Genomic DNA, 21,078 nt, shown 5'->3' with positions numbered 1-21,078 from the left:
AGAACCGGGGCAGGGGGCAAAGGTGAGCGGGTCATCCCGAATCGTGGCCGTACTTGGCCCGACAAACACAGGTAAAACCCATTACGCGATCGAGCGGATGCTGGGCTATCGGACCGGAGTAATCGGTCTGCCGCTGCGTTTGCTGGCGCGAGAGGTTTATGACAAGATCGTCGCCATTCGCGGCCCTTCTGTCGTGGCGCTTGTCACGGGCGAGGAACGGATCGTACCACCCCGCGCCCAATATTGGGTCTGCACGGTCGAGGCGATGCCAGAAGGCATGGGCGCAGATTTCGTGGCCATCGACGAAATCCAGCTATGTGCCGATCCCGAACGCGGTCATGTCTTCACTGACCGCCTGCTGCGCGCACGCGGTACGAACGAGACGCTGTTTCTGGGTTCGGACACCATGCGCGGTTCCATCGCGGCTTTGGTCCCTGAGGCACAGTTTGTCCGGCGCGAGCGGATGTCGCAGCTGGTCTATGCAGGATCCAAAAAAATCAGCCGCATGCCATCGCGCAGCGCAATTGTCGGGTTCTCGGTTGATAGTGTCTATGCGATTGCCGAGCTTTTGCGCCGCCAAAAGGGTGGTGCGGCCGTGGTCATGGGCGCCCTCAGCCCGCGCACACGGAACGCGCAGGTCGATCTGTATCAGAATGGCGAGGTCGACTATCTGGTCGCCACCGACGCCATCGGGATGGGGCTGAACCTGGATGTGAACCATGTGGCGTTCTCGTCCCTCAGCAAATTTGACGGACGCAGAATGCGCCCTCTAGCCCCGAACGAACTGGCGCAGATCGCAGGTCGGGCCGGGCGCGGCATGTCGGACGGCACTTTTGGCGTGACCGGTGAGGCCCCACCGCTGGAAGACGGCGTGGCGCAGGCGATCATGGACAGTCGCTTTACGCCGATGAAAAAGCTGAACTGGCGGAATGCTTCTTTGCGATTTGGCTCGATTGACGCACTGATCGACTCGCTTGAGGTCAGCCCGAATGACGAACACCTGGTCAAGGCGCGGCCTGCAGACGATCTGAATGTGCTGAAATCGCTCTCGCAAGTGACCGAGGTTGCCGCCCGCGCCAGTGATGGTCAATCGATCCGTTTGTTGTGGGATGTGTGCCGAATCCCCGATTTTCGCGGCATCAGCCACGCGGAACACGCCAGCCTGCTCGAAGTGATCTATGGCCACTTGCATGAACGCGGTTCGATCCCAGATGATTTCATGGCGCGGCAAATCCGCCGGATCGACAGAACCGACGGAGATATCGATGCTTTGTCTAAAAGGTTGGCATATATTCGCACCTGGACATATGTTGCGCAGCGAAACGGTTGGGTGCATGACGAATCACATTGGCGTGACGAAACACGCACTGTAGAAGACAGGCTGTCAGACGCATTGCATGATCGTTTGACTCAAAGATTTGTGGACCGGCGCACGTCAGTGTTGCTGCGCCGGCTCAAACAGAAGGAGGCCCTTTTGGCCGAAGTAAATGACAAGGGTGAAGTGACCGTCGAAGGCGAATTCGTCGGTCGTCTGGAAGGGTTCCGGTTTATCCCGGACAAAAGCGCGCAAGGAACCGAGGCGAAAGCTTTGAAAACGGCCTCCCTGCAAGCACTCGCGCCGCAATTCCATCTGCGCGCCGATCGCTTCTACAATGCGCCCGATACCGAAATTGATTTTACCGATCAGGGCGGCCTGATGTGGGGCGAACATGCCGTTGGCAAACTGGTTGCCGGGGCTGAACCGCTCAAGCCAATGGTCGAGGTGTTTGTGGATGAGGCCGCAGGCCCAGAGGTTGAGCAGAAAGTGCAGCGCCGTCTGCAGCATTTCATCGACCGTAAAGTGGCCGCGTTGTTCGAACCGTTGCTGAACCTGTCGCGGGACGAGGAACTGTCCGGAGTGGCCAAGGGCTTCGCCTTCCGCATGGTAGAGGCACTGGGCGTGCTGCCGCGTGCAGGCGTCGCGCAAGAGGTCAAGGATCTGGATCAGGACGCCCGCGGCGCGCTACGCAAGCACGGCATCCGGTTCGGTCAGTTCACCATCTTCATGCCGCTGCTGCTGAAACCTGCGCCGACGCGTCTGCGTCTGGTTTTGTGGGCTCTGGCCAATGGGCTGCAGGAATTCCCCGAAGCACCGCCTCCGGGTCTTGTCACCGTACCGGTCGCGAAGGATGCACCCGAAGGGTACGACACTATGTGTGGCTACCGCGATGCGGGCGAGCGCTCGATCCGGATCGATATGCTGGAACGTCTGGCCGACATGTTGCGCGCCGAAGACAGCCGTGGCGGGTTTGAAGCCAAGCCCGACATGCTGTCGATCACCGGTATGACGCTGGAACAGTTCGCTGACCTTATGCAAGGGCTTGGCTATAAGGCTGAACGCGGCGAGCGTGAAAAGGTCAAACCAACCCCAGTCGAACAACCGGCGGTAGAAGCGACCGAGCAACCCGCTGTTGAAGAAACCCCAGCACCAGAAGCGGCAACCGAAGAGGTCGTCACCCCCGCCGAGGCGCCAGCCGAGGCCACCGACAGCACCGAGGCGGCAGCCGAGGCTCCGGCAACGGATGAACCCGAGGTCGAGGTGTTCTATACGTTCACTTGGGGTCGTCAGCGTCAGGCCAACCGTGGCCCGCGTCGTGAACAGCGGCAGGGGCAGGGCAAAGGCAAGCCGCGCGGTAAACCGCAGGATGGTCGCGGTAAACCGCAGGGCAAGAAGGGTGGCAAGCCGCAAGGGGCCAAGACCTTCTCCTCCCGACCGCCCAAGAAAGAAAAGGCGATCGACCCCGATAACCCGTTTGCAGCTGCGCTAATGGGTTTGAAAGACGGTAACTAAACGCCGATGGCTGAGGCCAAGCTGCGGATCGACAAATGGCTTTGGCAGGCGCGGTTCTTCAAGACCCGCAGCCTGGCCGCCAAACAGGTCAGCGGCGGCCATGTTCGGTTGAACGGAAACCGGGTTCTGAAACCGGCGCAAGCTGTAGGACCCGGTGATGTTCTGACCTTTCCGCAGGGGCGAATTGTCCGCGTCGTTCGAGTGGAAAAGCTGGGTGAACGCCGTGGCCCTGCACCCGAAGCGCAAACACTGTACTTCGATATGACCGAAAAGAAGGACGCGCCGCCCGGAAACCCCGGATTCGAAGGAAAAGGTCGTCCAACCAAGAAAGATCGGCGCGCGCTTGATCTTTCTCGTACCACTAGGGGCTGATCCGCCCTTGAAGACAGTATAATACTGGATTAGCTAAACGCCCAAACCGCAAACGGGATTCCCACTATGACCTATGTTGTCACCGAAAACTGCATTGGCTGCAAATACACCGACTGCGTCGAAGTATGCCCGGTGGATTGTTTCTACGAAGGTGAGAACACTTTGGTCATTCATCCCGATGAATGCATCGACTGCGGCGTGTGTGAGCCCGAGTGCCCCGCTGACGCCATTCGCCCTGACACTGAGCCGGGGATGGACCAGTGGGTGGAATTCAACCGGAAATACTCGGAACAATGGCCGGTGATCGTGACCAAGAAAGACCCGCTGCCCGAGGCCGAAGAGCGCGACGGCGAAGAGGGTAAAATGGAGAAGTATTTCTCGGAAGCGCCCGGCGAAGGCGGCTAAGCGATTCGCTCTCTGAACTTGTCGGTTCAGGTGTAGAAACAAGTTGCAACGCTTTGAAACTTATAAGGTTTCACGGCCATTTTTGGGCGTGCCCTTTCAGATGTCGTAATTTTGTGATATAATCGAAAGCTGAATGATGAATGAGATGGGGATGTACTCCGTAAGTATGTGTGCTTTGGAGTTCTGATTTTTTGACAAACAAGCCACCTGACGGGGCCGAAATGGCACCGGCTAGGCTGTTTTGTTGTCCGCATCTTACTCTATAACCAAGGATGAACCTGTATGTCTAAGTCGAAAAAGCTTGAGTTCCGCCCGAATGACTATGTTGTCTACCCTGCGCATGGCGTGGGTCAGATTATCTCGATCGAAGAGCAGGAAGTCGCGGGATATTCGCTTGAGCTGTTCGTTATCTCCTTTGAAAAAGACAAAATGACCCTGCGGGTGCCGACCAACAAAGTCACCGAGTCCGGCTTGCGGTCACTCAGTTCGCCCGATGTCATCAGCCAGGCGATGAAGACGCTCAAGGGCAAGGCCAAGGTGAAACGCGCCATGTGGTCGCGCCGGGCGCAGGAATATGAACAAAAAATCAACTCGGGCGATCTGATTTCGATTGCCGAAGTGGTGCGCGACTTGCACCGCACAGACGATCAGCGCGAGCAGAGCTATTCCGAGCGTCAGCTGTACGAAGCCGCGCTAGAGCGTCTGACCCGCGAAGTGGCCGCTGTGTCCGGCGCCGGTGAGGTTTCGGCCGCCAAGCAAGTTGATGAGGTGCTGACCTCGCGCGCTGCTGCCGCCTGATATCTGGCAATTCTGAAATTGGGGCCGCTCCTGAAAAGGGGGCGGCCTTTTTTGTGTCTTGTCTTGGTGAAATCCGCTTTTGCCGCTAATTTTCCAGTAGTCAGAGGCGGATACATGACCAGGATAAAGCAAACCGTTAAGTTTCTGTACATCGCGCATGACCCGATTTCGGTCTGGTTCCGCTATGGCTTGATCCTGTTTGACGCCGCGTCGATCGTGTTCTTCGTGTCCACGGCGAATGTGCCGCATGGGCCGGGGATCACGCTTGCCAGTCTGTGCGTCGGGTTTCTCATCTTGCTGGATTTTTTGGCCCGGTTATGGATTTCGAAAGACCGCTGGAAACTTCTGTGCAAGATTTACACACTGGCCGATATCGTCGTGATCGCCTCGCTGCTGCTTGAGCCGTTCTTGCCCGGAAACTTGGCCTTCGTGCGAATATTGCGCGCGTTGCGCCTGATCCATTCCTATCACTTGCTGCGGGATTTGCGGCGTGACAGTCAGTTTTTCCGAACGCATGAGGATGCCGTCATCGCGGCGATCAATCTGCTTGTATTCGTATTCGCGACCTCAACGGCGGTTCTGGTGTTCTTCATTCCTGATAGCAGCCCGCATGCCTATATTGATGCGCTTTATTTCACCATGGCGACGCTGACGACGACAGGGTTCGGCGACATCACCTTGGCGACACCGGCAGGCAAGTTGTTCTCAGTTTTCATAATGGTTGTGGGTGTGGCGCTGTTCGTGCGTCTGGCGCAGGCCGTTTTCATGCCGCAGAAAGTGCGCCACAAGTGCCCCAGCTGTGGCCTTTATCGGCATGATCCTGACGCGGTACATTGCAAGCACTGCGGCGAAACGCTGCGTATCGAAACCGGTGGTACGGCCTAAAGCGCGGCTACGACCGCGGTCATGAATGTCAGTTCTGCCAATTGCTGCGAAGCCCCTAGGATATCACCGGTCTGACCACCGATTTTGGCCTTTGCGACCCCGGCGAGCACCGCAACAACCAGCGCAGCGACGAAAGTTGGTGGAATGGCCGCAGCGCCCATCAAAAGTACCGCGCCTAGCAAAGCCAATCCAAAACCCGATGCAACCGTCACACCTCGCGGCCCTCCGACCGAGTGGCTCAGACCACTATTGCGCGCATTTGGCAGGGCATTCATCAGAACCGGCATAACCGCGCGGGACAAGATGCAGGCCGCAAGGATTGCGGCATAGTTGCTTGCCGTTAACAGGGTTGCAATCAAAGCGACGCGTATCAACTGCGTGAAGATCAGAGCCAGAACACCATAGGCGCCAATATGGCTGTCCTTCATGATTTCTAATCGGCGCTCCTGGGTGAACCCACCCCAAAGTCCGTCTACGGTATCGGCCAAACCATCTTCGTGCATCGCACCGGTGGTCATGATCAGAACCGCAACCAGGAAAGCCGCGCTGACCATAGCGGGTAAATTCAAAGCCATCGTGGCCCAACCAACCGCGCAAGCCAGCAGCCCTATAGTCAAACCGACCACGGGAAACGCCCAGGCGGCGCTGGCCTGCCGTGCAAAGGTGTTTTCCGGTAGCCGCGGCAGCGGTAGGCGGGTCAGCAAGACCAGCGCTAGTGGTATATCCCACACGGAAAACAGCTTGGTGTCGTTTTTATGCACTCCCGCGCCTTTCGGGGTCTTGTTGGATCGGACGCTTCGGTTAAACACACAGGACCACTCTGATGCAACGAGGCTTTGGATGCTGCCCGAACTTAATGACCTGAAAACACTCCGCGACGCCCTGAGTCAGGCGCCGGGTTCGAATGATGCCGCATTGCAGGGCGCGGCTGACCGGAACGGACAGCTCACCAAACCGCCCGGCGCGCTGGGGCGGCTTGAGGAATTGGCGATCTGGTATGCCGGTTGGCGTGGCGATGCCCGCCCGCAAATCTTGGCACCGCAGGTTATCGTGTTTGCAGGAAATCACGGGGTGACGGCGCAGGGTGTGTCGGCTTTTCCACCAGATGTGACCGTGCAGATGGTCATGAACTTTGAACATGGCGGTGCGGCAATCAACCAATTGGCCAAGGCCGCAGGGGCCACCATGGATGTGCATGCATTGGAATTGGACCGGCCAACGGCGGATTTCACCGCAGGCCCGGCGATGTCCGAGGAAGACCTGTTGTCCGCCTTGCGCGCCGGTTGGACAGCTGTTGACCCCAAGTCCGACCTGCTAGTCGTCGGAGAGATGGGGATCGGCAACACAACCCCGGCTGCTGCAATCGCGTGCGCTCTGTTCGGGGGAGAAGCCTCGGACTGGACAGGGCGTGGCACCGGTGTGGATGACGCCGGGTTGGCGAACAAAACCCGCGTGGTGGCCGAGGGCGTGGCCTTGCACGCTGCATCGGGTGACGGGCTTGAGATCCTACGCCGTCTGGGCGGGCGTGAGATTGCGGCCATGGCTGGAGCGATCGCAGCAGCCCGTGTTCTGTGTATTCCGGTCATTTTGGATGGCTTCATCTGCTCGGCTGCGGCGGCCTGTCTGGCCGATGTGTCTGCCGGGGCTTTGGATCACGCCGTAGCTGGCCATCAAAGTGCCGAGGGCGCACACGGTGCGGTATTGGAAAAGCTGGGCAAACTGCCACTGTTGAACCTTGGGCTGCGCCTGGGCGAAGGGTCGGGCGGTGCGCTGGCGATCAATATCCTCAAAAGCGCGGTTGCCTGTCATTCAGGCATGGCAACCTTTGCTGAAGCCGGCGTGTCCGGCGGCTGACCCGGACGGCCTGATCCGCCCAAAAGGATCAGGCCGATTTCTGAGCGTGTTTCTCAGCCAGTTCCAGCAGTTCGGTTTCCAGGTCTTTCTCGAATTGCTGGGCGCGCTCGATGTATTTCTTGTTTTCCGCCGTCGGCATGCCGGGAATCCAAAGCTCGGCCAGATCCCGGATCGAGGCTCGGTCGTGGTGATAAAAGGTCTGCTCGGCTTGTGCGGCCTCATATTCGCTGAGGCCGATATTCTCGAGCACATAGCGACCGGCGCGCAGTGAGCTGTCAAACATCTCGCGCACGATATCATTCGCGCCCGCCTGGTACAGTTCATACACATGGGTGCGGTCATGCGCGCGCGCGATGATGTGCAGATCCGGGCGTTGGCGACGTGCAAAGCTGACCAGACGGGTCACAGTCTTGCGGTCATCCATTGCAGCAACCAGAACGGCGGCTTTATCAAGCCCCGCTGCACGCAACAACTCGGGCCGTGTCGGATCGCCCAAGAAGCCTTTGACGCCAAAGCGGCGCATAAGTTGAATGGTCTCGATATCATGATCCAGAACGATGGTCTTGAACCCACTAGCCCGCACCAACCGGTTCACGATCTGACCAAAACGTCCAATGCCCGCGATGATCACCGGGCCTTTTTCGTCGATCTCGTCAGGTTCGACCTGCGGGGTATTCTCCCTGATCCGACGGGACAGAAGGTCGTAGATGATGAACAGCAGCGGAGTGATCAGCATGGTCAGGGCGATGATCATCAGCAGTTTCTGCGACAAATCAGGTGGGATTACGTTCTGCTGCGTGGAAAAGGCCAGCAGGACAAATCCGAACTCACCCGCCTGCGCCAGACCCAGCGTGAACAGCCAGTGATCGCGCCCGCGCAGCTTGAAGGCGCGCCCGACCAAATACAGGATGGCCCCCTTTGTCAGAATGACCAGCAGCGCCAGTCCGATCAGCTCAAGCGGGTCGTTGAAGAAATAGGCGACGTCAATTCCGGCACCAACAGTGATGAAGAACAGGCCTAGGAACAAACCCTTAAAGGGCTCAAGGTCGCTTTCCATTTCGTGCCGAAATTCCGAGCTGGCCAGAACAACGCCTGCCAGGAAAGCGCCCAGGGCGGGGGACAGACCAACAAGGGTCATCAGGAAGGATATCCCAACGACGATCATCAGGGCCAGCGCAGTATACATCTCGCGCAGGCGGGTGGCGTGGATGAAACGGAACAGGGGGCGCGTCAGGTAGACGCCGGCCAGGATTACAAACGCGATGGCACCAAGGGTGACCAGCGTGACGGCCCAACCGGGCAGGCCCTCGACCAGAGATAAGCTGTGATGCGCCGTGTCGTGCAAGTCCTTCGCGCCGCGGTCAATCGATCCGTCGCTTTCGATATGTGGCATGGCTGGCAGCGCCAACAGCGGCAGCAAGGCCAGAATGGGGATCACTGCGATATCCTGCGTCAGCAGCACGGAAAACGTGGCGCGGCCTCCGTTCGTCTGCATCAACCCTTTTTCGGACAGGGTCTGTAGCACAATCGCCGTCGAGGATAGCGACAGTGTCAGGCCAACGGCCAACGCCACGGACCATGGGTGGTTCGCATAAATAGCAACAGCAGCAATGGCGGCAGTTGACAGACCGACCTGCAAGCCGCCTAGCCCCAAAAGCCTGTCGCGCATGTCCCAAAGCGCGCGCGGCTCAAGTTCCAGTCCGATCAGGAACAGCATCATAACTACGCCGAACTCGGCCACATGCTGCAGGCTTTCTGTTTCCGCACCAACCAGCCCGAATATGGGTCCGATGACGATCCCGGCGGCCAGATATCCCAACACCGACCCCAATCCCAGACGCGCCGATAACGGCACTGCGATCACGGCAGCTGCCAGATAGATCGAAGCCTGATAGAGGAAGTCGTCCATGTCGGTCCTTTCGGTCGGGTCAGGTGGGCAACGGGGCGTCGCGTTTGAGTTGGTCCATCACGATTTGGCTTTGAACCCGCGCCACGGCAGGATGCGGCAGGATCACCTGGTGAAGCAAGCGGTTGAGCGCGGCTAGATCGTCGCAATAGACATGCAGCAGGTAATCTGCCTCACCTGTCATCGTCCAGGCGCTGGTGATCTCAGGCCGCGTGTCCACCATGCGTGCAAAGCTTTGCGATTGTTCGGGGCCGTGGGTGCCCAGATGTACTTGAACGAATCCCTGAACATGCAGCCCAAGTTTCAGCGGGTCCAGTCGCGCCGCGTATCCGGTGATGTATCCTTCGGCCTCCAGCCGTTGCCGCCGCCGCCCGGCCTGACTGGGCGACAGGTTCAGCATCTCACCCAGTTGATGTGCAGTCAGATGGGCATCCACCTGCAAAGCGGATAACAGGCGCATATCGGTGGAATCCAACATATGCGGAAAATCTCCAAAATTTCGCGCAAACATGCGGAATTTGCGCACTCTTGCCTAGTTTACACGAAAACTATGCGCAGAAACAGCGCCAGTTAAGGCATATTTTGGAATCAGCAAAGAAATTCCTGTTTTAAGGAGACGCGCCATGGGTCCTTTCCCCCACAACGCCCCGAAATCTGTGATCAGCAAAGAAAACCCGGTCGGTACGGACGGGTTTGAATTTGTAGAGTTCGCCCACCCCGAACCGCAGGAGTTGCGCGACCTGTTTGCCAGAATGGGTTATGAAAAAGTCGGCCACCACAAGGATAAGCCCACGGTCGAGCTGTGGCAGCAGGGTGACGTGACCTATATCCTCAACGCTGACTCTGAAAGTTTTGCGGCCCGCTTTGCTGCAGAACATGGCCCCTGTGCTTCGGCGATGGGCTGGCGCGTTGTGGACGCGCAAAAAGCTTATGAACACGCTGTGGCCAAAGGTGCAGAACCCTATGATGCGGCGGACAAGGTCATGAATGTTCCGGCGATCAAGGGGATCGGTGGCTCGCTGATCTATTTCATCGATCAGTACCACGACACTTCGCCATATAACCAAGAGTTCACCTGGACCACACAGTCCAAGCCGCGTGGCGACGGTTTCTATTACCTCGATCATCTGACGCACAACGTCTATCGCGGGAATATGGATAAGTGGTTCGAATTCTACGAAACTCTGTTCAACTTCCGCGAAATCCGATTTTTTGACATTCAGGGCAAATTTACCGGCCTATTCAGCCGCGCCCTGACGTCGCCTTGTGGACGCATTCGCATTCCGATCAACGAAGATCGGGGCGAAACCGGGCAGATCGTGTCCTATCTCAACAAGTATAAAGGTGAGGGGATCCAGCATATCGCAGTGGGCAGCGAAGATATCTATGCCTCGACCGACGCGATTGCCGAGAAGGGTTTGAAATTCATGCCTGGCCCGAACAAATCCTATTACGAGATGTCCAAGGAACGGGTTGCCGACCACGACGAGCCGTTGGACCGTATGATGAAGCACGGCATTCTGATTGACGGCGAAGGTGTTCTGGATGGCGGCGAGACCAGAATCTTGCTGCAAATCTTCTCAAAAACCGTGATCGGCCCGATCTTTTTCGAGTTCATTCAGCGAAAGGGCGACGATGGGTTTGGCGAGGGAAACTTTCAGGCCCTATTCGAATCTATCGAACGCGAACAGATCGAAAGCGGCGAAATTTCAGCGGCTTGAGTTCGTGTGTTAAAGCATAATGCGGGCGTTCGCGTCCGCGTTAGCTGCGCGGCATCTTCAGCGTCAGGTTCCTGCCTTTTTTCTGATAGCGCAATTCGCTGTCACCAATTGCGATGACCTTGCCGCCGTCCACCCTGTCACCGACCTTCAGCTTCTTATAACGACCGCTAGGCAGCCGAACCAGCGCGCGGCGGTTGGCGGGTGTTCCATAAACCCCGATCAGGTTCAGTTTGCGCAGGTTCAGCGCGTTGTCGATTGTCGCCTGACGCGCGACCGAGGCCGCGGACGGAATCTTGGGGGCAACGGCTTTGGGTTGGAATGACCCGGCCTCGACCTGACCGATGGCCGCCGTTGACCCCAGATTGGCGGTTTGCGTCCCGGTAGGTGGTGCAAGACCTGCTGGGCGGGATTTTGGTCGCGGCACGCGCACCACCGCCAGTGCAGTGGGGGTATAGTCAATCTGCGGCTGTTGTTGCAGTGAGGCAGGGCGCAGTTTGGGGCGCCGCCCCGCCAGTTCTTCACGCGTTCGTCCGCCCAACTGCTGACGTTCGAACTGTTCGATCAGATCGCTGGGGCGGGGCTTTGGGCGCAGCCCGGCCAACCTGTCAGGAGTTTCCTCAAGGATGGGTTCCTCTTCGAACCGGACAGGTGGCTCGGGTGGTGTCTTCGAAGGGCGCCCGAGATAGACGACAATACCGTCCGGGTTCAGCGTCCCCTCGGCGCTGGGTGTGACCAGGCCGCGATCATCAAGCTCGAACTGGGCGCCGGCGGTGCTGGGCAGTACAACCTGTTCAAAGGGTTCATCTGTGTCAAAGCTTTGTGCCGCGGGCAGGGCAACGGCGTCAGTCGACAGGTTGGAGTTGTCGACCGAAGCCAGATACGGCTCATCCTGGGGGGGGAAAGCCGGGGGTAACAGGGGATCTGGCGCGATGATCTCAAGACCGGGTTGGGCTGACGTTGCTTGGATCACAGGGTCGCGGGCAACCTCTTCCACGATTGTCGGGGCGATGTTTAAGGCCTCGAGAATAGCTGTGTCCGTGGGCGAAAGATCGGGTTGAATATTCTCGTTTTGGGCAGGTGCGTCCTGTTCAGAAAGGGTGGCGTCCGTATCAAGCTCAGCCGTTTCGGCAGGTGGCACTCCGGGCGTGGTCGGGTTCTCGGTTTCGACACTGGCCTGAGGGGTGGGTGCGGGCAGGGCGTCTTCTACCTGTGCCGTTTCCGGTTCGGCTGTTTGTGTCTCGTTTGATCCGATCAGCGCCCATGCGCCCAACACTGCCGCTATCCCCAGCGCTGCCGTGGCTGGTACAACGTACTTTTTTGTAAATACCTCAGTGGGTATTTTGGTGGGGGCGGAGGCCGCCGGCGCAGATCGGAATACATCCGGGGCTGCTTCTGCGGCGATGGGATGTACATTTGGTTCTGCTGCGTCCGATTGAACCTCATCTTTGGCCTCGGTCGAAAAGGGTACAGTTTCTGAAGCCCCAAACAATGGTTCAGAAGGGAAAGAACTGGCGTCGGTATCTGTAGTGAAATGAACCGGTATGAAACCGTGTTCGGTTGCAAAGTCGCGTGCCTCATCCAGTGTTTGTTGCGTCACGGCGGCGACATAGGTGGTGGGGCCGACGGTCGCGGTGTCAAAAACCAAGTCCTCGACCGTATATGGCGTAGCCTCGGCCAGCTTTTCCTTTGCGTCTTCTCCCAAGGGCTGATTGTCAGTTTCCACCGACAAAAAACGCACCTGCTCGGTCGGGATTATGACCTTGCACCGTAGGTTGTTTTCCAAAGCAAATGCTTTTTCCCGCAGGGCGTGAAGTTGCGCATTCAGGTCCGGCGCGTCCAATGCAACCTTACCAATGCAAAACCAATCCTCATCGGATTGGTGGTGCACAGATATTCCGGTTGCAGAAAAAGACAGCGCAAAGGCGGGTTTCATATTCCCGAGGAACCATAATTGTCAGCATCGATGCAAACGACTTTTCGTCCGCAGGCTGACATTAAAGCAGGATCTCGCCGAGGGAAAGAAAAAGCCAGCGCTTCCCCTTGTCTGATAAACCCTGGCGGCCCCATCTTGGTACAGAAGATATTGGAGGGAAGACCTTGAAGAAAATCGCTTTTCTGGCCGCAATGCTGGCCGTGACAGCCGCAGGTATGGCCCATGCGGAAGAACGTCGCATCTTGGTAGATGCAACCGGCACCGTTCAGGCTGCACCGGATATGGCAACCATCACATTGGGTGTCACCAACGAAGACCCGCAGGCGTCAAATGCGATGCAGGCGACATCTGATGCGGTGGCGCAGATTCTGAAACGGCTTGAGGATATGGGCGTCGAATCCCGCGACGTTCAAACCCGCGATCTGTCGTTGTCGCCGGTTTGGTCCGGGCGCAACAATCAAAGTGGTGAACGGCCCGAGATTTCCGGCTTTGTGGCATCGAACAATGTGCAGGTCCGTGTCCGTGACCTGACACAGTTGGGCACGATCATGGATGGGGTCATTCAGGACGGTGCGAATGATTTCGGTGGGCTCAGTTTTGGTGTGCAGGACCCCGCACCGCTGCAGGCGCAGGCGCGAGCCAAAGCTGTTGCCGAAGCAACTGCAAAGGCGGAACAACTGGCACAGGCGGCCGATGTAACTCTGGGTCAGGTTCAGCAGATCAGCGAGCGGGTCGGAGGAATCAACCCCGCACCGCAGATGCGTGCGATGGCCATGGCCGAAGGGGGCGGTGTGCCTGTCGCGGGGGGTGAGATTTCAGTCTCGGTCAACGTGTCGATGGAATTCGGGATGGCCGAGTGATCCTTTGCCTTGACTGCGGGCCTGCAGCGGTTGTCGCTGTTGGCCCGTCTGGTCAAAATTGTCAGGTGATAGCCAAGCCTCAAACGCGGCCTTGATCCGCGGCCATTCACTGTCGAGGATCGAATACCAGGCCGTATCCCGGTTCCGACCTTTGTAATGGGTGGCCTGCCGAAAAATGCCTTCGAATGTAAAACCCAATCGTTCAGCCGAACGGCAGGAAGCAGCATTCAGGGCATCGCATTTCCACTCATAGCGGCGATAGCCCAACTCGTCGAAGACGCGGCGCATCATCAGATACATGGTCTCGGTCGATTTTGGGCTGCGCTGCAGCAGGGGTGAAAAGTGAATGTGGCCGACCTCGATCACACCTGCCGCGGGTTCGATCCGCAAAAATGAAGCCATGCCAATTGGCGTTTCGTCTTCGTCTAAGACCGTGTGGAACATCGGATCGGCATCCATGCATGTGGCGCGGGTCCAATCCTCGAAATCCTGCTCCCTGTCGAAGGGACCGTAGGGCAGATAGGTCCAGTTGTGCCCATCCGCGTCGTTGGCAAACGCCCGGTAAAGTCCGGGCGCATGCCGGTTCACGTCCAGCGGCACGACGGAACAATACTGACCTTCCATCGGTGTATAGGGCGGCGTGGGACGCGGGAATTCGCCCGAAACCGGCAGACCGATGGGTTGACCCAGTTCGTTGGTATCGTGGCCGCTCATGACTCAGGCCGTTGCCTTGGCCAGCGCCTGATCCAGATCGGCGATCAGGTCGTCTGCGTCTTCGATGCCGATGGAGACGCGGACTACGCCGGGGCCTGCACCTGCTGCCTCTTGCTGTTCAGGCGTCAACTGACGGTGGGTGGTCGAGGCTGAGTGAATGATCAGCGACCGCGCATCGCCAAGGTTGGCGACATGGCTGAAAATCTCAAGCGCGTTCACCAGTTTGACACAGGCGTCATAACCACCCTTGACCGCAAAGGTGAACAATGCGCCGGCACCCTTTCTATAGTGTGCTTTCACCCGGTCATGATAGGGCGAGGAGGGCAGACCCGCATAGGTCACGTAGTCCACGCGGTCGTCTGCTTCGAGCCAGGCAGCGATCTTTTGGGCGTTTTCCACGTGGCGTTCCATCCGAAGGGATAGGGTTTCAACCCCCATCAGCGTGTAATGCGCGGCTTGCGGGTTCATGGTCATGCCCAGATCGCGCAGGCCAATGGCGATACCGTGAAAGGTAAAAGCCAGCGGGCCAAAGGTCTCGTGGAACTTCAGTCCGTGATAGGCTTGTTCCGGTTCGCTGAGCGAAGGGAACTTGTCATTCGCCGACCAGTCGAACTTGCCCGAATCCACGATACAGCCGCCGGTGACCGTGCCATTGCCGGTCAGGTACTTGGTCGTCGAATGCACAACCAGCGTCGCGCCCTGTTCGATGGGGCGGCATAGGTACGGTGTGGCCGAGGTGTTGTCGACGATCAGGGGGATACCTGCTGCGTCAGCGATATCCGCCATAGCCTGAATGTCGGTCACATACCCACCCGGATTGGCAATTGATTCACAGAATATCGCCCGGGTGTTTTCGTCGATGGCATTCTTTACGGCATCCAGATCATCGGTGTCGACAAACTTGGCCGACCAGCCAAAGCGTTTGATCGTCTGGCTGAATTGCGTGACCGTGCCGCCATAAAGGCGCGTCGAGGACACCACGTTGCAGCCCGGTCCCATAAGCGGAAATAGCGCCATGATCTGTGCCGCATGACCAGAAGAACAGCAGACTGCGCCCACTCCGCCTTCCAGTGTGGCGATACGTTCTTGCAATACGGCCACAGTAGGGTTGGTCAGGCGGGAATAGATGAAGCCAACCTCTTGCAAGTTGAACAGCGCCGCCGCGTGATCGGCATCGCGAAACACATAAGCTGTTGTTTGATAAATCGGAGTCTGACGCGCGCCCGTTGCCGGATCGGGCCGTGCGCCCGCGTGAATCTGAAGTGTGTCAAAACCGTAGGTAGGGCCGTCAGACATCGCTAAAATCTCCTGTTGGAATGTTTGTTGCTGAATCTCTAGGCGATTGAGCGCGCGCGCACAACAATCCTGTCAGCGCATCCACAGGCCCTTGTTCTTGATTGTATTGCGAATGACCTGTTCGCGCTGGGGCAGGTTATCACGGTCGAACAGGTCCCGGATCTTGTGGCCCTTACGCTGCAAAACCAGCTTTTTGATCGGGTCATATCCCTTGAGAACCTTCTTGACCCGGTTGGGGGCCACGACGGTTTCAAGCACCTCAATCACATGGTCGCTTTCGCGGGCATAGAGCAGGGGGAACAGACGATAGTGGCAGCTGACCGATCCATCCAGCAGGCCCGGGGGCAGGGTATCCCGCCCGCCACCGAAGGAATGGACAACCAACGGCAGCGCGGCCTGATCCAGCCATGGGTCAAGGTTCTGCCCGGCCAGTTCGGGGATATTCCCATCCCGGATCGTGCGGGCAAAGTCCAGAAAACGCGCGCCGAACTTGCGCGGGCAGGAATAAAAGAAGTAGCCCGCGTTGAAGTACAAATACCGCCGCCAGTAATTCTCGGGCTGGCTGGTATCCAATGAGCTTTCGAAGTCCAGTTCGAACCGGTGATAGAGGGCGCTCCAGATACCATCGAAACCAGGGCCATACAGGGTGGGTTTGGGCCACGTCCCTTCGACCTTTTGCGAGGCGCCAGGTCGGTCAAAATCAAACGGTACCGAAGCCAGATCACCGGTGATCAGCGTATCGCTGTCAAAGAACACGAAAGGCTCGCCTTCTGGCAGCGCCAGCAATGCCTCGATCTTGTTGCCGTGGGGATAGCTGTTGCCGAAGACATGGTTGTCGAATGGCAGGATTTCCGCATCTAGTTGCCGCAACGCTTTCAGAACGTCCTCGTTCCGGATGCTTGGGTCTTGCGGCCAGCGCTGGCCGGGCTGTGGTACCGCCACAAACAGCCGACCCTCGAAATTCGGTGAGCTATGGCGCAGAGAGGCGGCAAACAGCAGTGCCTCATACTGTAGCCGGTTGTTTTGCCCGATGATGACGATGTTGAACTTCGGGTGGGTGGCCTGCATCGAATGACTTTCAGGTATCTGGCCGTTGACCGGCGCTGCTCGGGTTGAGTTTGACCTACATTACGCAGCTGGCTCCGTCAAAACCAGATGCCGGAAAAACCGGAATACGTGGCTGCAGTCTGCCCTGCGCAATCGGTCTTTGGGCACAACAGGAGTATCGAATGCCAATAAAACAGGCAATTTCCTCAGTAAAACGGGCGGAATTTTCCGGTTTTTTGATTTTTTGATGAATTTCTAAATTTTACCAATTGATAAAAAATCAGATTGTGGCAAGCTGAGAACATAACGAACATATCTACAGGGAGTAGAGCGATGGCACAGGGCCAGATTGCCCCCGGCATTGTCTCCGGGCGGCTTTCCAGCGATGAGCTGACATCGAATTTCACGGACTTGCACCCGCCATTGGCCACGCATGAGGCCGCAGTGGCCGCAGATCGGTGCTATTTCTGTTATGACGCGCCATGTGTGACGGCCTGTCCGACGGATATCGATATTCCGTTGTTCATGCGTCAGATTCAGGCAGGGCAACCTGAGGCGGCGGGTGAAACCATTCTGGCACAGAACATTCTGGGCGGCATGTGCGCCCGTGTCTGTCCGACCGAGACATTGTGCGAAGAGGCCTGCGTACGTGAAACGGCCGAAGGGGCCCCGGTCGAGATTGGCCGCCTTCAGCGGTATGCGACGGACAGCGTGATGGTTTCCGGGGATCACCCGTTTGAACGCGCCGCGTCAACTGGCAAGACTGTTGCTGTGATCGGGGCAGGGCCTGCTGGTCTGGCCTGCGCGCACCGCCTGGCGATGTTTGGGCATGACGTGGTGATCCACGAGGGCAAACCCAAGCCGGGCGGTCTGAACGAATATGGCATCGCTGCCTATAAGTCGACCAATGACTTTGCACAGGCCGAGGTGGACTGGCTGCTAAAGATCGGCGGTATCACGATCGAGACCGGCTCGGTTCTGGGTGAGGGTATCTCGCTGGACGGTCTGGTCGAAAATTACGACGCTGTCTTTTTGTCCATCGGTTTGGCCGGCGTGAACGCCCTGCGCGCACAAGGGGCTGATCTGGATGGCGTGCGCTTTGCCGTCGATTTCATCTCGGATGTGCGCCAGGCTTCTGATCTGGCGCATTTGCCGGTTGGTCGCAACGTCGTGGTGATCGGTGGCGGAATGACGGCCGTTGACGCCGCAGTGAAATCAAAACTGCTGGGGGCCGAGCATGTCACCATCGCTTATCGGCGTGGCCGCGATGCGATGGGGGCCAGCCGATATGAACAGGACCTCGCCTCATCCCACGGCGTCAAGATCATGACCAACGTGCAACCCGTTGCCGTTCATGGAAACGGGGCAGCGGCAGAGATCGAGCTGGAGTACACATCCAGCCATGACGGTCAGCTGTCGGGGACCGGAGAAATCATCCGCGTGCCCGCCGATCAGGTCCTCAAGGCGATTGGCCAGACGCTGGATGGCGCACCGGATGGATTGACGCTGGACGGCAACAAGATCGCCGTGACGGGCGCTGGGCGTACCTCGATGGATGGCGTCTGGGCCGGGGGCGATTGCGCAGCTGGTGGCGAAGACCTGACCGTAACCGCCGTGGCCGAGGGCCGCGATGCGGCGATGGACATCCACTCAACGCTTGTTTCGTGATAGGATGGGGCATTCACCCCATCCCATTCGCTGCTGAGGTATACTCATGTCCCAGATCGAAAAAGCTGTTGCGCAACACTACACAACCGGTGCCCTCACGGAGCGCATGCGTGAGGCGCTTAAGGCAAGTGGCATTGACCCAAACGCGGCCACGGTTGCAGACCTCAAGGCTGGTGATGAGTTCCACACAGGCGGGGTTCTGGCAACGGACAACCTGTTTGCCCAGCTTTCGCCGACCCATGCGACCCGCGTCCTGGATGTCGGGAGCGGCATCGGCGGGACGTCGCGCTACATCGTGGATCGCTATGACTCGACAGTGACCGGGGTCGACCTGACGCCTGAATTTGTCGAAACGGCCACTGCTTTGAGTGAACTTGTCGGGCATTCCGACAAAACAAGTTTTCTGGTGGGTAGCGCACTGGATATGCCCGTGCCCGATGCGGGTTTTGATCTTGCCGTTATGATGCATGTTGGGATGAACATCGAAGACAAGGCGGGTCTTTTTGCAGAAGTGTCGCGCGCTCTGGCCTGGGATGGTTCCTTTGCCCTGTTTGATGTGATGGGAGGGGACGTGGACGAACCGCTGGCCTTTCCTCTGCCCTGGTCAACCGTTGCCGAGACCTCTTTTGTAGATTCACCAGAGGTTTACAAGAACGCGGCGGCCTCGGCGGGTCTTGAGCTGGTAGCCGAGACAGACCGGTCCGAGTTCGCGCTTGCTTTTTTCGAAGAAGTTTTCGCGCGCATCGCCGAGAGCGGCCCGCCCCCATTGGGCATCCACCTTATGATGGGCGAGACGGCGCCCGAAAAGTTTCAAAACTACGTCATGAACCTCAAGGCCGGGCGCATTCGCCCGACCGAAATGATATTCAAGAAATCCGGCTGAGCCGGGAAGGGAGAAGCTATGGCCGATCTGACAACAAACTTTCTGGGTATTTCCAGCCCCAACCCATACTGGTTGGCCTCCGCGCCACCGACGGATAAGGAATATAACGTCCGCCGTGCCTTTGAGGCCGGATGGGGCGGAGTTGTGTGGAAAACGCTCGGGGCCGAGGGACCTCCGGTCGTAAACGTCAACGGGCCGCGCTACGGCGCGATTTATGGCGCTGATCGTCGGCTTTTGGGCCTGAACAACATCGAACTGATCACCGATCGCCCGCTTGAGGTGAACCTTGAAGAAATGGCGCGGGTCAAGACAGATTACCCGGACCGTGCTCTGATCGCTTCGATCATGGTGCCGTGCGAAGAAGAGGCATGGAAAGCCATTTTGCCGCGTGTGGCAGAAACAGGCGCAGACGGGATCGAGTTGAACTTCGGTTGCCCGCATGGGATGAGCGAGCGCGGTATGGGCTCGGCCGTGGGGCAGGTGCCGGAATACATCGAAATGGTGACCCGCTGGTGTAAGCAGTACTACGACCGCCCGGTTATCGTAAAGTTGACGCCGAACATCACCGATATCCGCAAGCCAGCTGAGGCGGCTAGAAATGGCGGCGCGGACGCGGTGTCGTTGATCAACACGATCAACTCGATCACCAGCGTCAATCTGGACACATTCAGCCCCGAGCCGTCGATTGATGGAAAGGGCAGCCACGGCGGGTATTGTGGCCCGGCGGTAAAGCCGATTGCCCTGTCGATGGTGTCCGAAATTGCCCGTGCCCAAGCCACGCAAGGCCTGCCGATATCCGGTATCGGTGGCGTGACCACGTGGCGCGATGCGGCTGAATTCATGGCGTTGGGATGTGGGACCGTGCAGGTGTGTACCGCCGCAATGACCTATGGGTTCAAGATTATCGACGAACTGACTGCCGGACTGTCCAAGTGGATGGATGAAAAGGGCTATACAGACGTATCGCAAGTCGTAGGTCTTGCTGTGCCGAATGTGACCGACTGGCAGTATCTGAATCTGAACTACGTTGCCAAGGCCAAGATCGACCAAGATCAGTGCATCAAATGCGGTCGCTGCTATGCCGCGTGTGAAGACACCAGCCATCAGGCGATTTCAATGTCCGAAGATCGGGTTTTTGAGGTCATGGATGACGAATGCGTCGCCTGTAATCTGTGCGTGGATGTCTGCCCGGTGGACGGGTGTATCTCAATGGAGCCGATGACAGCCGGTGAGGTCGATCCGCGTACCGGAGATGAAGTGCAGCCTGGCTATGCCAACTGGACGACGCATCCCAATAATCCAATGGCGAAAGCGGCCGAGTAGATTGGTTAACTGAAACAAAGACAAGGGGCTGGTATAGGCCAGCCCTTTTCAAATGGCTCAGAAAATTTGAGCGATCCTGCAGGTCTGGTCAATGTTCGCTCTCGATAGGCTATCGGGAATCAAAAAACGACCGAAGCCCTTCTGAAACGCGCCCGCTCGTAAAGCCAAAGCTATCCATTGGGAATCGCGAACTAGATGGAAAATCGCCGTAAGCTAACTGTCGACAAGCTCATAATGTCTGATTGAGCGCGACTCGACCAGTTCAGCTTCCATAGGATCAATATGAGGGCTGGAAATATCGTCACCTACAAAAGCCTTCAGAGACTCAAGGTCTTCCCAAACCATAACAAAACTAAACTCTCTGGGTGTATCGGCACGCGGCGCCCCGGGTATGACCTGAACTATCCCTTTCGTTCCCTTCATGAGCGGGATCGCCGTCTCGTGAAAGAACTTCCCGAACTCTTCTTCTTTGCCGGGGCGTGTAACGACCTGAAATATGCGAATGATCATGCAGTCACCTTCCTTTCGGTGTTGCTGCCGCATGAAAGTCACCTCAATTGACCCAGTATATCATGGCAAGATG

19 protein-coding genes are annotated in these 21,078 nt (G+C 57.8%); 11 read left to right on the top strand and 8 right to left on the bottom strand.

All coding sequences use genetic code 11. The features are described 5' to 3' along the window. The first annotated feature begins 22 nt into the window (after positions 1–22). The 5 genes from ACR0LY_RS05085 (at position 23) to ACR0LY_RS05065 (ending at position 5,290) form a co-directional block, all read left to right on the top strand. Complete coding sequence (locus ACR0LY_RS05085; protein WP_170348379.1) at positions 23–2,830, top strand: helicase-related protein; 2,808 nt, start codon at positions 23–25, stop codon at positions 2,828–2,830. Positions 2,831–2,836: 6 nt separating this feature from the next. Then, positions 2,837–3,202: an RNA-binding S4 domain-containing protein gene (locus ACR0LY_RS05080; protein WP_170348380.1), complete on the top strand. Its 366-nt coding sequence runs from the start codon at positions 2,837–2,839 to the stop codon at positions 3,200–3,202. Positions 3,203–3,268: 66 nt separating this feature from the next. Next, positions 3,269–3,607 (top strand): ferredoxin FdxA, encoded by a 339-nt coding sequence (gene fdxA / locus ACR0LY_RS05075; protein WP_170348381.1) that lies wholly within the window; start codon positions 3,269–3,271, stop codon positions 3,605–3,607. Positions 3,608–3,889: 282 nt separating this feature from the next. Further along, entirely contained in the window at positions 3,890–4,405 is a 516-nt protein-coding gene (locus ACR0LY_RS05070) for a CarD family transcriptional regulator (RefSeq protein WP_170348382.1), read from the top strand. 114 nt (positions 4,406–4,519) lie between these two features. Beyond that, positions 4,520–5,290: a potassium channel family protein gene (locus tag ACR0LY_RS05065; RefSeq protein WP_170348383.1), complete on the top strand. Its 771-nt coding sequence runs from the start codon at positions 4,520–4,522 to the stop codon at positions 5,288–5,290. Here the strand turns inward: ACR0LY_RS05065 and cobS are convergent. Beyond that, entirely contained in the window at positions 5,287–6,051 is a 765-nt protein-coding gene (gene cobS / locus ACR0LY_RS05060) for an adenosylcobinamide-GDP ribazoletransferase (RefSeq protein ID WP_170348384.1), read from the bottom strand. The two genes, ACR0LY_RS05065 and cobS, sit on opposite strands and share 4 nt — an antisense overlap. A 79-nt stretch (positions 6,052–6,130) precedes the next feature. Here cobS and cobT point away from each other — a divergent pair, with 79 nt between their 5' ends. Beyond that, on the top strand, positions 6,131–7,144 hold the full coding sequence (cobT, locus tag ACR0LY_RS05055) for a nicotinate-nucleotide--dimethylbenzimidazole phosphoribosyltransferase (RefSeq protein ID WP_170348385.1): 1,014 nt from the start codon (positions 6,131–6,133) through the stop codon (positions 7,142–7,144). Between the two features lie 28 nt (positions 7,145–7,172). Here the strand turns inward: cobT and ACR0LY_RS05050 are convergent, their stop codons facing one another. After that, positions 7,173–9,053: a monovalent cation:proton antiporter-2 (CPA2) family protein gene (locus ACR0LY_RS05050; protein WP_170348386.1), complete on the bottom strand. Its 1,881-nt coding sequence runs from the start codon at positions 9,051–9,053 to the stop codon at positions 7,173–7,175. A 19-nt stretch (positions 9,054–9,072) separates the two neighbouring features. Then, on the bottom strand, positions 9,073–9,528 hold the full coding sequence (locus ACR0LY_RS05045) for an Lrp/AsnC family transcriptional regulator (RefSeq protein ID WP_058281113.1): 456 nt from the start codon (positions 9,526–9,528) through the stop codon (positions 9,073–9,075). 145 nt (positions 9,529–9,673) lie between these two features. On the opposite strand from ACR0LY_RS05045, the gene hppD reads away from it, so the two are divergent. After that, positions 9,674–10,771 (top strand): 4-hydroxyphenylpyruvate dioxygenase, encoded by a 1,098-nt coding sequence (gene hppD, locus ACR0LY_RS05040; RefSeq protein WP_170348387.1) that lies wholly within the window; start codon positions 9,674–9,676, stop codon positions 10,769–10,771. Positions 10,772–10,811: 40 nt separating this feature from the next. On the opposite strand, the gene ACR0LY_RS05035 is transcribed toward hppD, so the two are convergent. Next, entirely contained in the window at positions 10,812–12,659 is a 1,848-nt protein-coding gene (locus tag ACR0LY_RS05035; protein ID WP_368040126.1) for a hypothetical protein, read from the bottom strand. Positions 12,660–12,868: 209 nt separating this feature from the next. Here ACR0LY_RS05035 and ACR0LY_RS05030 point away from each other — a divergent pair, with 209 nt between their 5' ends. Beyond that, entirely contained in the window at positions 12,869–13,564 is a 696-nt protein-coding gene (locus ACR0LY_RS05030; protein WP_170348389.1) for an SIMPL domain-containing protein, read from the top strand. Here the strand turns inward: ACR0LY_RS05030 and ACR0LY_RS05025 are convergent. The 3 genes from ACR0LY_RS05025 to ACR0LY_RS05015 form a co-directional block, all read right to left on the bottom strand. Next, positions 13,520–14,278: a GNAT family N-acetyltransferase gene (locus tag ACR0LY_RS05025; RefSeq protein WP_170348390.1), complete on the bottom strand. Its 759-nt coding sequence runs from the start codon at positions 14,276–14,278 to the stop codon at positions 13,520–13,522. The genes ACR0LY_RS05030 and ACR0LY_RS05025 overlap by 45 nt on opposite strands. A 3-nt stretch (positions 14,279–14,281) precedes the next feature. Continuing rightward, positions 14,282–15,574, bottom strand: a complete 1,293-nt coding sequence (locus ACR0LY_RS05020) for an O-acetylhomoserine aminocarboxypropyltransferase/cysteine synthase family protein (protein ID WP_170348391.1) — start codon at positions 15,572–15,574, stop codon at positions 14,282–14,284. Positions 15,575–15,646: 72 nt separating this feature from the next. Next, positions 15,647–16,642, bottom strand: a complete 996-nt coding sequence (locus ACR0LY_RS05015) for a hypothetical protein (RefSeq protein ID WP_170348392.1) — start codon at positions 16,640–16,642, stop codon at positions 15,647–15,649. A gap of 312 nt (positions 16,643–16,954) precedes the next feature. On the opposite strand from ACR0LY_RS05015, the gene ACR0LY_RS05010 reads away from it, so the two are divergent. From ACR0LY_RS05010 to preA, 3 genes are read left to right on the top strand one after another with little or no spacing between them, the layout of a single operon-like run. Continuing rightward, positions 16,955–18,289 carry an NAD(P)-dependent oxidoreductase gene (locus ACR0LY_RS05010; protein ID WP_170348393.1) on the top strand — a complete coding sequence of 445 codons (1,335 nt, stop codon included), beginning with the start codon at positions 16,955–16,957 and terminating at the stop codon, positions 18,287–18,289. 46 nt (positions 18,290–18,335) lie between these two features. After that, complete coding sequence (locus ACR0LY_RS05005) at positions 18,336–19,172, top strand: methyltransferase domain-containing protein (protein ID WP_170348394.1); 837 nt, start codon at positions 18,336–18,338, stop codon at positions 19,170–19,172. A gap of 18 nt (positions 19,173–19,190) precedes the next feature. Beyond that, positions 19,191–20,495, top strand: coding sequence for an NAD-dependent dihydropyrimidine dehydrogenase subunit PreA (gene preA, locus ACR0LY_RS05000; protein WP_170348395.1), 1,305 nt, complete (start codon positions 19,191–19,193; stop codon positions 20,493–20,495). A gap of 213 nt (positions 20,496–20,708) precedes the next feature. Here the strand turns inward: preA and ACR0LY_RS04995 are convergent, their stop codons facing one another. Continuing rightward, positions 20,709–21,005, bottom strand: coding sequence for a putative quinol monooxygenase (locus ACR0LY_RS04995; RefSeq protein ID WP_170348396.1), 297 nt, complete (start codon positions 21,003–21,005; stop codon positions 20,709–20,711). Positions 21,006–21,078: the final 73 nt, after the last annotated feature.

The organism is Ruegeria sp. BC5, from assembly GCF_056539205.1.
This window is presented reverse-complemented; position numbering and strand designations above follow the sequence as displayed.

Bases quoted from the DNA above. Each gene is read 5' to 3' on its own strand.
- ACR0LY_RS05050 (WP_170348386.1), bottom strand. From the start codon at position 9,053: ATGGACGACTTCCTCTATCAGGCTTCGATCTATCTGGCAGCTGCCGTG.
- ACR0LY_RS05045 (WP_058281113.1), bottom strand. From the start codon at position 9,528: ATGTTGGATTCCACCGATATGCGCCTGTTATCCGCTTTGCAGGTGGAT.
- cobT (WP_170348385.1), top strand. From the start codon at position 6,131: ATGCTGCCCGAACTTAATGACCTGAAAACACTCCGCGACGCCCTGAGT.
- ACR0LY_RS04995 (WP_170348396.1), bottom strand. From the start codon at position 21,005: ATGATCATTCGCATATTTCAGGTCGTTACACGCCCCGGCAAAGAAGAA.
- ACR0LY_RS05005 (WP_170348394.1), top strand. From the start codon at position 18,336: ATGTCCCAGATCGAAAAAGCTGTTGCGCAACACTACACAACCGGTGCC.
- preA (WP_170348395.1), top strand. From the start codon at position 19,191: ATGGCCGATCTGACAACAAACTTTCTGGGTATTTCCAGCCCCAACCCA.
- ACR0LY_RS05070 (WP_170348382.1), top strand. From the start codon at position 3,890: ATGTCTAAGTCGAAAAAGCTTGAGTTCCGCCCGAATGACTATGTTGTC.
- ACR0LY_RS05020 (WP_170348391.1), bottom strand. From the start codon at position 15,574: ATGTCTGACGGCCCTACCTACGGTTTTGACACACTTCAGATTCACGCG.
- ACR0LY_RS05025 (WP_170348390.1), bottom strand. From the start codon at position 14,278: ATGAGCGGCCACGATACCAACGAACTGGGTCAACCCATCGGTCTGCCG.
- ACR0LY_RS05010 (WP_170348393.1), top strand. From the start codon at position 16,955: ATGGCACAGGGCCAGATTGCCCCCGGCATTGTCTCCGGGCGGCTTTCC.
- hppD (WP_170348387.1), top strand. From the start codon at position 9,674: ATGGGTCCTTTCCCCCACAACGCCCCGAAATCTGTGATCAGCAAAGAA.
- ACR0LY_RS05015 (WP_170348392.1), bottom strand. From the start codon at position 16,642: ATGCAGGCCACCCACCCGAAGTTCAACATCGTCATCATCGGGCAAAAC.
- fdxA (WP_170348381.1), top strand. From the start codon at position 3,269: ATGACCTATGTTGTCACCGAAAACTGCATTGGCTGCAAATACACCGAC.
- ACR0LY_RS05065 (WP_170348383.1), top strand. From the start codon at position 4,520: ATGACCAGGATAAAGCAAACCGTTAAGTTTCTGTACATCGCGCATGAC.
- ACR0LY_RS05080 (WP_170348380.1), top strand. From the start codon at position 2,837: ATGGCTGAGGCCAAGCTGCGGATCGACAAATGGCTTTGGCAGGCGCGG.